We start from the raw sequence: 14,119 nt of genomic DNA, 5'->3' as shown, positions 1-14,119 counted from the left end.
GTGCGGTGGGTAAGGGGACCGGGGTCGCCCGGTGGGGCGGCCTGCCCTCAATCGCCGGACGGGCTTCCCTGGACGCCCGTCCGGCGAGGAGTCCGGGTCGGGCCACGCGGCACACGACCGCCCTCAATCGCCGGACGGGCTCGCGGGCGGACGGGCCCTGACACGAAGCCCGTCCGACGACCGACCCGGATCAGACCTCCCGGCCCACGACCGACCTCAATCGCCTGACAGGCTCGAGTGGGCCGACGAGCCCGATGCGGTTGCCAGTGGTTGCAGTTCGTCCGGGACCGGGGCTGTCGGCGCCACGTCCACCGTCCGGCGGGGTATCGAGACCCGGTGCGCCGGGTCGCGCACCTCGCCCACCAGCATTTCCAGGACGTCCTCCATCGCGACCAGGCCAAGGATCCGGCCCGATGCGTCGGCTACCTGGGCCAGATGGGTGGCGGCGCGACGCATCACGGTCAGGGCGTCGTCCAGGGGCAGCTCCGCGCGCAGTGTCGCCATCGGGCGCCAGATGTGCTGCGGGACCGCCCGTTCGCCGTCCTCCAGGTCGAGGACGTCCTTGACGTGCAGATACCCCATGAACGGGCCGCCGCCCTCCGCGCAGACGGGGAAACGTGAGTAGCCGGTCCGTACGGTCAGCTCCTCGATCCTGCGCGGGGTGACCGACGGATCCACCGTCACCAGGGCTGCCCTGGCGAGCAGCACATCGGTGACCGGCCTGCTGCCCAGCTCCAGGGCGTCCTCCAGCCGCTCCTGCGCCTCCGGTTCCAGCAGTCCGGCCTGTCCTGAGTCCTCGACGAGCCGGTTGAGCTGCTCGCTGGTGAAGACGGCCTCGACCTCGTCCTTGGGTTCGACGCGGAAGAGCCGGAGCACCAGCCGGGCGCAGGCGCCCAGCGCCGTGGTGACGGGGCGGCACAGGCGGGCGAAGCCGACGAGGGCCGGGCTGAGCCACAGTGAGGTCTTCTCCGGGGCTGCCATCGCCAGGTTCTTCGGGACCATTTCGCCGATGACGAGGTGGAGGAAGACCACGAGGACGAGCGCCAGCACGTAGCCGAGCGGGTGAATGAGCTCCTCGGGGGTGTGGAGCGCGTGGAAGACCGGCTCCAGCAGGTGGGCGACGGTCGGTTCGGCGACGGCTCCGAGGGTCAGGGAGCAGACGGTGATGCCGAACTGCGCTGCGGCCATCATCTGCGGCAGGTTCTCCAGGCCGTAGAGCACTTGACGGGCCCTGCCGGACCCGGCCGCCGCGAGGGGTTCGATCTGGCTGCGGCGTACGGAGACGAGTGCGAACTCGGCACCGACGAAGAAGCCGTTCGCCAGGACGAGGAGCCCGGCGAAGAGCAACTGGACGACGCTCATCGGGCGGCCTCCAGGACACCACGGGCGGCCGAGGGCTCGTCGACCGGTTCGGCCACTTCGGCGATGCGTACGAAGCGGACCTGCTCCGCGCGGTAGTGACCGACCTCGCGGACCGAGATCCGCCAGCCCGGCAGCTCGGCCCGGTCGCCGGGGGCGGGGATCCGCCCGAGCAGATCGGCGACCAGCCCGGCCACCGTCTCGTACGGTCCTTCCGGTACGTCGAGGCCTATCCGGCGCAGGGTGAGGACCCGGCAGCTGCCTTCGGCGTCCCAGGCGGGACGGCCGTCCTCGGGTGCGGCGGCGACCAGTTCGGGCCGGTCGGCGCCTTCCGCGTCGTGCTCGTCCCTGACCTCGCCGACCAGCTCCTCGACGATGTCCTCCAGGGTGACGACCCCGGCGGTGCCACCGTACTCGTCGACCACGACGGCGATCGGCTGCTCCTTGCGCAGGCGCTGGAGCAGCTGTTCGACCGGGAGTGTCTCGGGTACGAGGAGGGGCGGTACGGCGATCCGGCCCGCGGTGGTGCGCAGGCGTTCCTGGGCGGGCACGGCGAGCGCGTCCTTGAGGTGGATCATGCCGACGACCTCGTCGATCCGGTCCCGGTAGACCGGGAAGCGGGAGAGGCCGGTGGCGCGGGTGAGATTGAGGACGTCCGCCGCCGTGGCGGTCGACTGCAGGGCGCTGACCTTCACGCGCGGGGTCATGACGTGCTGCGCGGTGAGTCCGGCGAGCGACAGGGTCCGCACGAAGAGATCGGCGGTGTCCTGTTCGAGAGTGCCCGCCTCGGCGGAGTGCCGGGCCAGGGAGACCAGTTCACCAGGGGTGCGGGCGGAGGCCAGCTCATCGGTGGGTTCGACGCCCAGCAGGCGGACCAGCCGGTTGGCGACGGTGTTCAGCAGCGTGATCACCGGCCGCAGAGCACCGGCGAAGCGGTGCTGGGGGCCGGCCACGAACCGGGCGACCTGGAGCGGCCTGGACACCGCCCAGTTCTTCGGTACGAGCTCGCCGATCACCATCTGGACGGCGGCGGCGACGATCATCCCGATCACCACGCTGACGCCGGCCGCCGCCCCGTCGGGGAGGCCGGTCGCGGTGAGGGGTCCGGCGAGCAGCTGGGCGAGGGCCGGTTCGGCGAGCATGCCGACGACCAGTGAGGTGATGGTGATGCCCAGCTGGGTGCCGGAGAGCTGGAAGGAGAGCTCGCGCAGGGCGTCGACGACGGTACGGGCCCGCCGGTCGCCCTCGGCGGCGGCGCGCTCGGCGTCCGGCCGCTCCACCGTGACGAGCCCGAATTCGGCCGCCACGAAGAATCCGTTGGCGAGGATGAGAAGGAATGCTGCACTCAGAAGCAGCAGGGGGATGGTCATGCCGCCGCCTCCTGGGAAGGGGCGGCGCAGGTACTACCGGACGATCCGTCCATTGCTGGAGGGAGTCACTCCTTTGGTCGCAGGAAAGCCCCGCCGGCCCTGGGGCCTCTGGTGCGGGGCGGGGCGCACAGGGCGCCACCGCCCTCCAGAGTAATCAAGAAGTGGCCGTGCGGGGCAGGGGGCTCAGCCGTTCTCCGTACAGGTGCCGTGGTTCTCGGCGAGTGTGCGGAGCGTACGGGCGTCGCGAATGGCCTGTTCCTTGGCGATTCCGGGCTGGATGCCGAGGGCGGGCATGCTGGTCCCGTCGCTGAGGTCGAGAAAGACCCACGGGTCGCCGACGCGCAGGTTGACGCGGAGGATCTCCGCCCAGGACAGCCGTCGGGTGCGGGTGAGATTGACCACGGTCACCCCGTGGTCGTCGGCGACGACCTTGGGGCGGCTGAGCAGCGCCAGGACGGCGAAGAAGAGCAGCGCGGTGAAGATGAAGCTGACCCGCTCCCCCGGGCTGAGCTGCTCCAGGCTCATCGCGATGACGGTGATGACGACGAACATCGCCACTCCCACGGTCAGCAGGACCGCCCGGGTACGGGTCGGCCGGAAGGTGACCGGGAGGGTGGGAAGTTCGGGCCGGGGCGCGGGGGTGGACATGGTGTTCTTCTGTCTTCCGGGGGTGATCGCTGGCGGTCCGGCCGTCAGAGGCGGCAGGCGTGGATGGCCGTGGTGAGGATGGCGCGGGCGCCGAGTTCGTACAGGTCGTCCATGATCCGCTGGGCCTCCTTGGCGGCGACCATGGAGCGGACGGCGACCCAGCCTTCGTGGTGCAGCGGGGAGATGGTCGGCGACTCGAGGCCCGGGGTGAGGGCGACGGCGCGCTCCAGGTGTTCGACGCGGCAGTCGTAGTCCATCATCACGTAGCTGCGGGCGACCAGGACGCCCTGGAGGCGGCGGAGGAACTGCTGCACCTTGGGGTCGTCCTCGGCGGCACCCGTCCGGCGGATGACGACGGCTTCCGACCTCATGATCGGCTCGCCGATCACTTCGAGTCCCGCGTTGCGCAGGCTGGTGCCGGTCTCCACCACATCGGCGATGACCTGGGCGACACCGAGCTCGATGGCGGTCTCGACCGCGCCGTCGAGGTGGACGACGGAGGCGGTGACGCCGACGTCGGCGAGGTGCTTGGCCACGATGCCCTCGTAGGAGGTGGCGATCGTCATGCCGTCGAAGTCCTGCGGCCCGGCGGCCGTGCCGGGCTTGGTGGCGTAGCGGAAGGTGGAGCGGGCGAAGCCGAGCTGCAGGATCTCCTCGGACTGCGCGCCGGAGTCCAGCAGCAGATCGCGGCCGGTGATGCCGATGTCGAGACGGCCGGAGCTGACGTAGATCGCGATGTCGCGCGGGCGCAGGTAGAAGAACTCGACCTCGTTGTCGGGGTCGACGAGGACGAGTTCCTTGGACTCCTTGCGCTGCTGGTAGCCGGCCTCATGGAGCATCGCCATCGCAGGCCCGGAGAGAGAACCCTTGTTGGGGACGGCGATGCGCAGCATGAGGTCAGGTTTCCTTTGTGCGAAGGGGATTTCCACGGACGTGACGTGCGGGGTGCGGAATCGTGCTCAGAGGTGGGCGTAGACGTCGTCGAGCGAGATTCCGCGGGCGACCATCATCACCTGGACGTGGTACAGCAGCTGGGAGATCTCCTCGGCGGCGGCGTCCTTGCTCTCGTGCTCGGCGGCCATCCAGACTTCGGCGGCCTCCTCGACGACCTTCTTGCCGATGGCATGGACGCCCTTGTCCACCAGCTCGGCGGTGCGGGAGGTGGAGGGGTCGCCGTTGGCGGCCTTGAGCTGCAGCTCGGCGAAGAGCTCTTCGAAGGTTTTGTTCGCCATGATGGTCCTTAGCGTACGGGGTCCCGCACCCCCGTTCAGCGCCAGGGCTCGCTGACGGTGCGCAGCGTGGCGGCGGTGGCGACGGCCGCGGTGACGGCTTCGTGTCCCTTGTCCTCGTGGGAACCTTCGAGCCCGGCCCGGTCGAGCGCCTGCTCCTCGGTGTCACAGGTCAGTACGCCGAAGCCGACCGGGACACCCGTGTCGACGGCGACCTGGGTGAGCCCGTTGGTGACCCCGTGGGACACGTACTCGAAGTGGGGGGTGCCGCCGCGGATGATCACGCCGAGGGCGACGATCGCGTCGTAGCCGCGGCCGGCGAGGACCTTGGCGACGACCGGGAGCTCGAAGCTGCCGGGGACCCGGAGCAGGGTCGGCTCGTCGATGCCGAGCTCGTGCAGGGCGCGCAGCGCGCCGTCGACGAGTCCGTCCATGACCTTCTCGTGCCACTGGGCGGCGATCACCGCCACTCGCAGGTCACCGCAGTTGCGTACGGACAGTTCGGGTGCGCCCTTGCCGCTCATGTCTCTCCTACCGCTCGTTTCCGTGCTCGTTACTGGTTGCCGCAGGTCGACACCGAGGCGGTGTCGAGCCAGGGCAGGTCGTGTCCCATGCGGTCCCGCTTGGTGCGCAGGTACCGCAGGTTGTGCTCGCCGGCCTGGACGGGCATCGGCTCACGTCCGGTGATCGCGAGGCCGTGCCGCAGGAGCGCGGCGGTCTTGTCGGGGTTGTTCGTCATCAGCCGGACGCTGTGGACGCCGAGGTCCCTGAGGATCTGGGCACCTGCCGCGTAGTCCCGTGCGTCGGCGGGCAGGCCGAGCTCCAGGTTGGCGTCGAGGGTGTCGACGCCGCGCTCCTGGAGTTCGTACGCGCGCAGCTTGGAGAGCAGGCCGATCCCCCGGCCCTCGTGGCCGCGCAGATAGACGACGACGCCGCGACCCTCTTCGGTGATGCGCTGCATGGAGGCGTGCAACTGGGGGCCGCAGTCGCAGCGCTGGGACTGGAAGATGTCGCCGGTCAGGCACTCGGAGTGGACCCGGACGACGATGTCGTCGCCGTCACCGAGGTCGCCGTGGACGAGCGCGACGTGCTCGACGCCGTCGACGGTGGAGCGGTAGCCGTACGCGGTGAACTCTCCGAACGACGTCGGCAGCCGGACCTCGGCCTCGCGGCGGACGGTCGGCTCGGCGGAGCGGCGGTACGCGATCAGGTCCTCGATCGAGATGATCGTGAGGCCGTGCTTGCGGGCGAACGGGACCAGCTCCGGCAGCCGCAGCATGACGCCGTCCTCGCCCGCGATCTCGACGATCGCTCCGGCGGGGCGGAGCCCGGCGAGCCGGGCCAGGTCGACGGCGGCCTCGGTGTGGCCGTTACGGACCAGGACACCGCCGGTCCTTGCCCGGAGCGGGAAGATGTGGCCGGGGCGCACGAAGTCGCCGGGGCCGGCCCGGCCGCCCGCCAGCGTCCGGAGCGTGGTGGCCCGGTCGGCGGCGGAGATGCCGGTGGTGACACCGTGCGCCGCGGAGGCGTCGACCGAGACGGTGAACGCCGTGCGCATCGACTCGGTGTTGTGGGCGACCATCTGCGGCAGGTCGAGCCGTTCCAGCTCGTCGTTCTCCATGGGTGCGCAGATCAGGCCGCGGCACTCGCTCATCATGAAGGCGACGATCTCGGGGGTGGCCTTCTCGGCGGCGATGACGAGGTCGCCCTCGTTCTCCCGGTCCTCGTCGTCGACGACGACGACGGGGCGGCCGGCGGCGATGTCGCGGATCGCCTGCTCGACGGGGTCGAGGGACAGGTCCTCGGTCGTGCTGTCTTCCCGGTGCAACCAGGTGGGCTGGGCAGTCATGCCGTGGCTCCTTCCAGAGCGGGTGTCCGCGTACGCAGCCACCAGTCGCGCATGCCCCACAGGACGAGGGCGCCGTAAATGACGTAGACGAAGCCGGAGAAGGCGAAGCCGTTGGCGAAGTTCAGCGGTACACCGACCAGGTCGACCAGGAGCCAGGCGAACCAGAACTCGACCATGCCGCGCGCCTGGGCGTACATCGCGACGACCGTCCCGACGAAGATGTACGCGTCGGGCCACGGGTCCCACGACAGCGCCGGGAACGCGGTGAACAGGCCACCGACGGCGAGCGTGCCGAGGGCCGCGCCGCCGACCAGGCAGGCGCGCTCGCGCCAGGTGGCGAACCGTACGGCGATGGAGCCGTCCTGGGCCTGCTGCCTGCCGCGGTTCCACGACCACCAGCCCCACGCTGCCACGGCGATGACCACCAGTTGCTTGCCCGCGCTGCCCGAGAGGTGCGCGGAGGCGAAGGCGACCAGGAGGATCACACCGGAGAGCAGCTGTGCGGGCCAGGTCCATATGGAACGCCGCCAGCCGAGCGCGAGGGCGACCAGACCGACCGTGTTGCCGATCATGTCGGACCACTTGATGTGCTGGCCGAACAGGCCGAAGGCCTCCGAGTTGAGCCAGCCGGCCGCGCTCACTTGGTGTCCTCCCGGTCCCGGTCGCCGAGCAGCCGCTCGACGTACTTCGCGATGACGTCCACCTCGAGGTTGACCGGGTCGCCGGGCTCCTTGATGCCGAGCGTGGTCAGGGCGAGGGTGGTGGGGATGAGGCTGATGGTGAAGTAGTCGGGCCCGGCGTCGACGACGGTCAGGCTCACGCCGTCGACGGTGATCGATCCCTTCTCCACCACGTAACGGGTCAGCTCCGGAGGGAGGGAGATCTTCACGATCTCCCAGTTCTCGGAGAGCTTGCGCTCGACGATGCGGCCCGTGCCGTCGACGTGTCCCTGGACGATGTGTCCGCCGAGCCTGCCGCCGAGCGCCATGGGGCGCTCCAGGTTGACCCGGGAGCCGGTCTCCAGCGCGCCGAGGCTGGACCGGTTCAGAGTCTCCGCCATCACATCGGCGGTGAATTCACCGTCGCCGAGGTCAACGACGGTGAGGCAGACGCCGTTGACGGCGATGGAGTCACCGTGCTTCGCGCCTTCGGTGACGACGGGACCGCGCAGGCGGAATCGGGAGGCGTCGCCGAGCTTCTCGACGGCGGTGACCTCACCCAGTTCTTCGACAATTCCGGTGAACACTCAGTTTCCCTTCCGGGCAGGGCCGGGGACGGCGGTGATGCGCAGATCGGGGCCGATGCGTACGGTCTCGGTCACATCGAGGCGCAACGCCTGGGCGATGGTGGAGATTCCGGCGTCGGCGAGGGCTGCGGGGCCCGCGCCGAGGAGCACGGGGGCGAGGTAGCCGACGACCTTGTCGACCGTTCCCGCCGCGACGAAGGCCCCGGCCAGGGTCGGCCCGCCTTCGAGGAGTACGGATCGGATGCCGCGCCCGTGCAGGGCGGCAAGCAGGGCGGGGATATCCAGGCCGCGGCCGGTGGCGGCGCGTGGCAGTCGCAGGACGGTTTCCCCGGGAAGACGGCCGGTGTCGGCGTCGTCGGCGACCGCGATCAGCGTGGGCGCCGTGGTGTCGAGGACGCGGGCGCCGGGCCGTACCGCGGTGGCGTCGGTGTCGACGACGACCCGGAGCGGCTGCACGGCGCCTTCGATGCCACGTACACCGAGCTGGGGGTCGTCCGTGCGGGCGGTGCCGGAGCCGACCACGACGGCGTCGGCCTCGGCGCGCAGCCGGTGGACGTCGGCGCGGGACTCGGCGGAGGTGATCCAGCGGCTGGTGGCGTCGGCGGCCGCGATCCGGCCGTCGAGGGTCGCCGCGTACTTCCACAGCACGTACGGACGGCCGAGCCGCACCGAGGTCAGCCAGGCGGTGTTGCCCGCCTCGGCGAGTTCGCCAAGAAGTCCCTGCTCCACGGTGACCCCGGCGGCACGGAGGGTGTCCGCCCCTCCGGTGGCCTGCGGATTCGGGTCGGCGACCGCGTACACGACACGGCTGACGCCGGCCTCGGTCAGCGCCTGGGCGCAGGGGCCGGTGCGACCGGTGTGGTTGCACGGTTCGAGGGTGACGTAGGCGGTGCCGCCACGGGCCTTCTCGCCTGCTTCGCGCAGGGCGTGGATTTCGGCGTGCGGCCCGCCGGCCCGCTGGTGGAAGCCTTTACCGGCCGGCTGCCCTCCGGCGTCGAGGATCACGCATCCGACGACCGGATTGGGGCTGGTGGAGCCGAGTCCGCGGGCGGCGAGCGCGATCGCTCGGCGCATGGCGGTGGTGTCGGCTGCGGTGTCCACCGGGTCCTCCTGCCTCTTCGGGCACGGACTCCGGGGCCTGTCGATGACGACAGATGAAGCGGAACGCAACAGGGGACGCCGAAACCGAAGACACGGACGCAGGTGTTCCGGGGATCCCGGACACGCGTCCGCCGACGGCGGCGTACCTGTGACGGACCGCCGCGCACTGCCTCCCATCCGGACTTTAACCGTCGGTCCAGGAATTCCACCTGGTCAACCGGCCGCTGGATGCGGACGGGTCGCGGACTATAACCGCCGGTTCGGAATTGCACCGACCCCGGAGTGCGCTGCTGCTGGTACACGATCAGTGTGCCACGCCCGCTCATGGGCCATGCGAGGGAGCGCTGTGGAGTGGCTCACAAACAGGCCCGGGGAGCCCTCCGTGCGGGGTCGTATCCGGACACCCCGCGTGGAGTAGTCCAGACCTATTGACTCAATGGTCTAGTCCTCTTAATCTCTGCGCCACCTCCGAGGAACGGCCCCGCCGTGTGCGCACGCCCGTGGCCCAACGCGACCCACCTCCTTACCAGTTGTGTTCCGTCGACCTCCCCAGGAGGAACGACACGTACTGCCCCCCTCGTGCGAGAGCCACCCTGCTCGCAGCCGGCGTAGCCGTCGCCGGACTGCTGATGGGCTCGCTCCGATCGTGCACTGCGCCTCCACGCCGCGCAGCGGCGACGGCTCGGCGGCCGGACACCTCATCGATGCGGTGAAGCGCGTCGGCGAACTCGCGGACCGGACGGCCGCGTTGACGGTGGCCGGTCCGGCAGGGCGGGTGCCGGAGCTCGGCGGGCCGGAGGTACGGCGGCGCCGATGCCGTGGCCGAGCCAGAGCAGGACGAAGGTGTCACGGTCGCGGGCCGCTCCGACGCGGTACTCGGCGACGGCGGCGAGGTTGGTCTCGTTCTCGACGAGCACGGTCGCGGGCAGCCGCTGCTGCAGCACCCGGACCAGGCGGCGGTGCCAGGCGGGCAGGCCGGTGGGCTGCTCGTGGTCACGTCACCGAACTCGGCGCTCGCGATGTGCGGCTTCGGGCTGCTCGGCCTCGGTGTCGCCGTCGTCGTCCCCCTGGCCTTCGCGGCGGCCGGGCGCAGTGGACCGAACCCGAGTCGGGCGATCGCGGGCGTTGCCACCATCACGTACACCTCGGGACTCATGGCCCCGTCGGCCATCGGTTCGCTGGCAGAAGCGACCTCGCTGATCGTTTCGTTCGGCCTGGTGACCGTGCTGGCATTCGGACTGGTGCTGGGCGCCGGCGTGTTGCGGGCGGGCGACCGCCGGGTCGCGGCGAAGGGGGTCGGCGCTCCCGGCACGGCGGCAGCCGAGCCCCGCGCCTGAACCGTTCGACCAGGCGGAACGAGGTGTCGATGCGGTGTCCGTCGATGACCACGGTCCTCGGCGCGCGGGGCGACGGGCGGTGTCCGTGCGCGGGGGCGGCCGCTCTGACCGCCGAGGAGGCAGCCGGGACCGGGGCGGCGGTCGGAGCGGCCGCGGCGGTGAGCAGGGCACCGAGACGCCGACGGGGTCTTCCACGCATCGAGCACCCTCATCACAGAATCAAGTAGGTGAATGACGTTCACGAGCAAGGCCGCGCGGGCGTAGAGCCACCTGTTCGGAGTGACGATGCTTCGCGCACGATTCATGGATGGGACCCGGACGAGGCCGACGCAGAGGGACCCGACACAAGTCAATGGGCGCTCCGGCATTACCATGACGCTGATCTTTTCCGCGGACCGCGCCGGGCCGGACGAACGGCACCGAGCACCGAGCACCGCGCGGAGCCACACACGGACACACAGGGAGCGACCATGGGCGGCCTCGGCGTGCGCTGGACCTTGCACGGCGACGGAAAGACCCCCGCACCGGGGGCCGTGGTCCGGCCCGACGAGCGGCTCTCCTGGCCCCGTACGTTCGGGCTCGGCGCCCAGCACGTGGTGGCCATGTTCGGCGCGTCGTTCGTCGCTCCCGTCCTCATGGGTCTGAATCCGAACCTCGCGATCATGATGTCGGGTGTCGCGACGGCCATCTTCCTGCTGGCCACCCGCGGCCGGGTGCCCAGCTATCTGGGCTGCTCGCTCTCCTTCGTCGGCGTGGCCGCGACCATCCGGGCCAGTGGCGGGGACAGCTCCGTCGTCACCGGGGCGGTCTTCGTCGTCGGCGCGGCACTCTTCCTCGCGGGTCTCGCGGTGCAGCGGTTCGGCGCGCGGATCATCCATGCGGCGATGCCGCCCGTGGTCACCGGCGCCGTCGTCATGCTCATCGGCTTCAACCTCGCGCCGGTCACCGCGTCGACGTACTGGCCGCAGGATCAGTGGACCGCGCTGATGGTGATGCTGTTCACCGGAATGGCCGTCGTGTGCCTGCGCGGATTCTTCTCGCGTATCGCGATCTTCCTCGGCCTGGTCTTCGGCTATGCGCTGTCCTGGGTCCAGGACCGGGTCTTCGGCAAGATCCATTCACCGGCGGGCGGCGCCGAGGTGGTCGACCACTGGCGCCTCGACCTGTCGGGTGTCTCCAAGGCCGACTGGATCGGACTGCCGTCCTTCCACGCCCCGAGCTTCGAGTGGTCCGCGATCCTGGTCGCGCTGCCGGTGGTGATCGCGCTGATCGCGGAGAACGCGGGGCACGTCAAAGCCGTCGGCGAGATGACCGGTGACTCGCTCGACGACAAGCTCGGCACCGCCATCGCGGCGGACGGCGCAGCCTCCATGCTCTCCACCGCCGTGGGCGGTCCGCCCAACACCACGTACTCCGAGAACATCGGCGTCATGGCCGCGACCCGTGTCTACTCCACCGCCGCGTACTGGGCCGCTGCCTGCTTCGCCCTGCTGTTCGGCCTCTGTCCCAAGTTCGGCGCGGTCGTCGCCGCGATCCCGGGCGGGGTCCTCGGCGGCATCACCGTCATCCTGTATGGAATGATCGGTCTGCTGGGCGCCCAGATCTGGATGAGCGGCAACGTCGACCTCCGCAACCCGCTGAATCTGGTACCGGCCGCCGCGGGCATCATCATCGGCGTCGGCGGGGTCAGCCTGAAGATCACCGACAACTTCGAGCTGAGCGGAATCGCCCTCGGCACCATCGTCGTGATCACCGGCTACCACGTCCTTCGGGCCTTCGCCCCGGCCCATCTGAAGACCCAGGAGCCCCTGCTGGACGCGGGTACGTCCTCGTACGACGACACCACACCTCCCACGCAGTAGCCACGCCCGGCAGAGATTCCGCGGGCCGTCCGGTGAGCCGACCGCTTGCCGGGCCGCGGTCGGCCCCCGTAGGGCGCCGGGGCGAACAGACCTGGCGTCGATGCTGCGGCCGCCGGGGCGGCCGCGCCGGGTCACGCCAGGGCATGGACCGACCGACCGTCAGGGAGATGCAGGCCCACGGCACATCGTGGACGGACAGTTCGCTCGAACCAGCTGATAGCGCCGTCGGCCGTGGCACCGAGTGGGGTTCCGCACCGGGCTGCCGAAAGGAACTCATGTCCGCCGCGCTGCCCCGTCCGGAGCGTCTCGGGGCCGGCCTCCGGGTCACCGATGGCTCCGCCGTCGTTCCCCCGTTCCGATGAACCCGCGGTCGGTCGGCGCCAGGATGTGCCCGCGGCTGGGACGCTGCCCCCATGGCGCAGTTCAAGCAGGTGACTCCACCCACCGTTGAAGCGGCGGGTTTCCTGTGTCGGTGGCTAAGCCACGTCGCAGAGGACCAGCCCGGCCCTGTTGAGGACGTTCAGCGCGCCCACGTGGTCGGCGTTCGCGCCGAATCCGCACGCGGTGCACTCGAACTTCGCTTGGGTGACGCGGTTCTCCCTGCTCACGTGCCCGCAGTCGGGGCAGGTGCGGGAGGTGTTGCGGGCGTCCACCGCGACCAGACGGCGACCGGCACTCTCAGCCTTGTTCGCCAGGATCGCGAGGAACTGCCCCCAACCCGCGTCAAGAATGCTGCGGTTCAGCCCGGCTTTCGCAGTAGCCTGGCTCGGCAGGAAACTGCCGGGACGGGCGAGGTCGGGCTTGGGTGCGGGCGTTTGGGTCATGCCCGTGATGTTCAGCCGCTCATGTCCGATCACGTCGTGCTCGCGGACCAGGGCGAGGGCCTGCTTGTGGTGGTGGTCGAGACGCTGCCGCCGGATCTTCGCGTGGATCTTCGCCACGGCTCGGGCGGCGGCCCGGTGTTTCTTCGTGCGGCGGCGGGTGCGCCTGGGGAAGGTGTCCAGGTGCCGCTGTGCTTCGGCAAGGGCTTCGGCCGAGGCCTCGAGGAAGCGCGGGTTCGCCACGTGCTCGCCGTTGGACGTGGTCAAAAAGTGCGTCACGCCCATGTCGATGCCCACGATGCTGCCCGTTGCGGGAAGCGGCTCGGCAGGGACCTCGTCACAGGCGAGGAGCACGTACCAGTGCTTACCCTCACGCTTGACCGAGATCGTCTTGACGCGGCCCTTCACGGGCCGGTGCTGGTGCACGCGCACATGCCCGACGCCTTGGAGGCGTACGCGGGTGACCGGATCGTGGGGTGTGGAGTCCCATCGGCATCCGTCCCCGTTTTTGGGAAAGGTCACCGTGTCGAAGTGGCCGACGCCCTTGAAGCGCGGGTAGCCCGGCGTCTGCCCGGCCCCGGCCCGGCGGAAGAACGCCTGGAATGCCTTGTCCAGCCGGCGCAACGTGGCCTGCTGGGAGGAGAACGACCAGCGTCCCTGGCGCTGCGGGTCGAACGCCCGGATCTCCTTGAGCTGCGCGGACTGACCCCCGTAGGTGATCCCGGTCTTCGAGACGTGCCGGTAGGCATCCCGCCGTTCCTGCAACGCTCCGTTGTAGAGCGAGCAGTGATCCCGCAGCATCTCGCCGAGGGCGCGGGCCTGACCGGCGGTGGGGCGAAGGCGGAACTTGTAGGCGCGTATCAACCCCGCGCCTCCTTGTCCTTCTTCCAGGGGCGTTCCCACTGGGTGTTGATGTACTCCTCCACCGTCGCCGCGCTGACCGCGCCGACCGAGGCGGCGAAGTACGACGAAGACCACAAGGTGGGCATCCGCGACTTCAGGTGCGGGAACTCCTCGCGCAGCACGCGGGAGGTGAAGCCCTTGAACTGGTTGGCCACGTACGACGCCGACGATTTCGGGTCGTGCTTGACGAACAGGTGCACGTGGTCGGGCATCACCTCAAGGGTGATGATCTCCCAGCCGCGTTCGTCGGCCCTGGCTCGGACCAGCTCCTCCAGACGTTCCGCGACCCGGCCGTCGAGGACCGGACGGCGGTACTTCGGACACCACACCACGTGGAGCCCGAGGTCATACACGCCGCCGGAGAATCGGCGGACCTTCCTGGTCACGGCCACGT

At 70.3% G+C, this 14,119-nt stretch carries 13 protein-coding genes, 2 pseudogenes and 1 riboswitch; of the genes and pseudogenes, 2 read left to right on the top strand and 13 right to left on the bottom strand.

Annotation, left to right across the window (positions count from 1 at the left end; all coding sequences use genetic code 11):
* Positions 1-216 precede the first annotated feature (216 nt).
* The 11 genes and pseudogenes from ACGFSA_RS16945 to ACGFSA_RS16895 all read right to left on the bottom strand — a co-directional run.
* Positions 217-1,362, bottom strand: coding sequence for a hemolysin family protein (locus tag ACGFSA_RS16945; RefSeq protein ID WP_393304865.1), 1,146 nt, complete (start codon positions 1,360-1,362; stop codon positions 217-219).
* On the bottom strand, positions 1,359-2,729 hold the full coding sequence (locus ACGFSA_RS16940; protein WP_393304863.1) for a hemolysin family protein: 1,371 nt from the start codon (positions 2,727-2,729) through the stop codon (positions 1,359-1,361). The genes ACGFSA_RS16945 and ACGFSA_RS16940 overlap by 4 nt, the downstream gene beginning before the upstream one ends.
* 183 nt (positions 2,730-2,912) lie before the next feature.
* Entirely contained in the window at positions 2,913-3,377 is a 465-nt protein-coding gene (locus ACGFSA_RS16935) for a PH domain-containing protein (RefSeq protein ID WP_393304861.1), read from the bottom strand.
* A gap of 44 nt (positions 3,378-3,421) precedes the next feature.
* The gene (hisG, locus tag ACGFSA_RS16930; protein WP_393304859.1) at positions 3,422-4,270 is read right to left on the bottom strand and encodes an ATP phosphoribosyltransferase; all 849 of its coding nucleotides are present in this window, start codon (positions 4,268-4,270) and stop codon (positions 3,422-3,424) included.
* Between the two features lie 66 nt (positions 4,271-4,336).
* Complete coding sequence (locus ACGFSA_RS16925; RefSeq protein WP_018524273.1) at positions 4,337-4,609, bottom strand: phosphoribosyl-ATP diphosphatase; 273 nt, start codon at positions 4,607-4,609, stop codon at positions 4,337-4,339.
* A gap of 35 nt (positions 4,610-4,644) precedes the next feature.
* A complete protein-coding gene (gene ribH, locus ACGFSA_RS16920; RefSeq protein ID WP_366692680.1) occupies positions 4,645-5,130 on the bottom strand; it encodes a 6,7-dimethyl-8-ribityllumazine synthase in 486 nt (161 codons plus the stop codon).
* 29 nt (positions 5,131-5,159) lie between these two features.
* Positions 5,160-6,455 carry a bifunctional 3,4-dihydroxy-2-butanone-4-phosphate synthase/GTP cyclohydrolase II gene (locus tag ACGFSA_RS16915; RefSeq protein WP_393304856.1) on the bottom strand — a complete coding sequence of 432 codons (1,296 nt, stop codon included), beginning with the start codon at positions 6,453-6,455 and terminating at the stop codon, positions 5,160-5,162.
* Entirely contained in the window at positions 6,452-7,096 is a 645-nt protein-coding gene (locus ACGFSA_RS16910; RefSeq protein WP_393304854.1) for a nicotinamide riboside transporter PnuC, read from the bottom strand. The genes ACGFSA_RS16915 and ACGFSA_RS16910 overlap by 4 nt, the downstream gene beginning before the upstream one ends.
* Positions 7,093-7,701, bottom strand: coding sequence for a riboflavin synthase (locus ACGFSA_RS16905; RefSeq protein WP_393304851.1), 609 nt, complete (start codon positions 7,699-7,701; stop codon positions 7,093-7,095). Before ACGFSA_RS16905 ends, ACGFSA_RS16910 begins: the two co-directional genes overlap by 4 nt.
* A complete protein-coding gene (gene ribD / locus ACGFSA_RS16900) occupies positions 7,702-8,802 on the bottom strand; it encodes a bifunctional diaminohydroxyphosphoribosylaminopyrimidine deaminase/5-amino-6-(5-phosphoribosylamino)uracil reductase RibD (protein WP_393304849.1) in 1,101 nt (366 codons plus the stop codon). It lies immediately after the preceding gene.
* Between the two features lie 159 nt (positions 8,803-8,961).
* A riboswitch (FMN riboswitch) is annotated at positions 8,962-9,092 on the bottom strand.
* Positions 9,093-9,602: 510 nt separating this feature from the next.
* Positions 9,603-9,782: pseudogene (locus ACGFSA_RS16895) on the bottom strand (ROK family protein); the annotation flags it as partial.
* Here ACGFSA_RS16895 and ACGFSA_RS16890 point away from each other — a divergent pair.
* Together ACGFSA_RS16890 and ACGFSA_RS16885 are read left to right on the top strand one after the other, a co-directional pair.
* Positions 9,777-10,139 (top strand): annotated as a pseudogene (locus tag ACGFSA_RS16890) (MFS transporter); the annotation flags it as partial. The pseudogenes ACGFSA_RS16895 and ACGFSA_RS16890 sit on opposite strands and share 6 nt — an antisense overlap.
* Positions 10,140-10,609: 470 nt before the next feature.
* On the top strand, positions 10,610-12,001 hold the full coding sequence (locus tag ACGFSA_RS16885; RefSeq protein ID WP_393304847.1) for a uracil-xanthine permease family protein: 1,392 nt from the start codon (positions 10,610-10,612) through the stop codon (positions 11,999-12,001).
* Between the two features lie 476 nt (positions 12,002-12,477).
* On the opposite strand, the gene ACGFSA_RS16880 is transcribed toward ACGFSA_RS16885, so the two are convergent.
* Positions 12,478-13,686: an RNA-guided endonuclease InsQ/TnpB family protein gene (locus tag ACGFSA_RS16880; protein ID WP_393304845.1), complete on the bottom strand. Its 1,209-nt coding sequence runs from the start codon at positions 13,684-13,686 to the stop codon at positions 12,478-12,480.
* Complete coding sequence (gene tnpA / locus ACGFSA_RS16875) at positions 13,683-14,117, bottom strand: IS200/IS605 family transposase (RefSeq protein WP_393304843.1); 435 nt, start codon at positions 14,115-14,117, stop codon at positions 13,683-13,685. Before tnpA ends, ACGFSA_RS16880 begins: the two co-directional genes overlap by 4 nt.
* Between the last annotated feature and the right edge of the window lie 2 nt (positions 14,118-14,119).

Origin of the sequence: Streptomyces sp. NPDC048496 (genome assembly GCF_043200055.1) — a bacterium.
Taxonomy (GTDB): domain Bacteria; phylum Actinomycetota; class Actinomycetes; order Streptomycetales; family Streptomycetaceae; genus Streptomyces.
The sequence above is the reverse complement of the archived record's forward strand: the minus strand, read 5'-3'. Positions and strand labels throughout refer to the sequence as shown.

Excerpts from the sequence above, each read along its gene's own strand:
- ACGFSA_RS16945 (WP_393304865.1), bottom strand. The coding sequence starts at position 1,362 with ATGAGCGTCGTCCAGTTGCTCTTCGCCGGGCTCCTCGTCCTGGCGAAC.
- ACGFSA_RS16940 (WP_393304863.1), bottom strand. The coding sequence starts at position 2,729 with ATGACCATCCCCCTGCTGCTTCTGAGTGCAGCATTCCTTCTCATCCTC.
- ACGFSA_RS16935 (WP_393304861.1), bottom strand. The coding sequence starts at position 3,377 with ATGTCCACCCCCGCGCCCCGGCCCGAACTTCCCACCCTCCCGGTCACC.
- hisG (WP_393304859.1), bottom strand. The coding sequence starts at position 4,270 with ATGCTGCGCATCGCCGTCCCCAACAAGGGTTCTCTCTCCGGGCCTGCG.
- ACGFSA_RS16925 (WP_018524273.1), bottom strand. The coding sequence starts at position 4,609 with ATGGCGAACAAAACCTTCGAAGAGCTCTTCGCCGAGCTGCAGCTCAAG.
- ribH (WP_366692680.1), bottom strand. The coding sequence starts at position 5,130 with ATGAGCGGCAAGGGCGCACCCGAACTGTCCGTACGCAACTGCGGTGAC.
- ACGFSA_RS16915 (WP_393304856.1), bottom strand. The coding sequence starts at position 6,455 with ATGACTGCCCAGCCCACCTGGTTGCACCGGGAAGACAGCACGACCGAG.
- ACGFSA_RS16885 (WP_393304847.1), top strand. The coding sequence starts at position 10,610 with ATGGGCGGCCTCGGCGTGCGCTGGACCTTGCACGGCGACGGAAAGACC.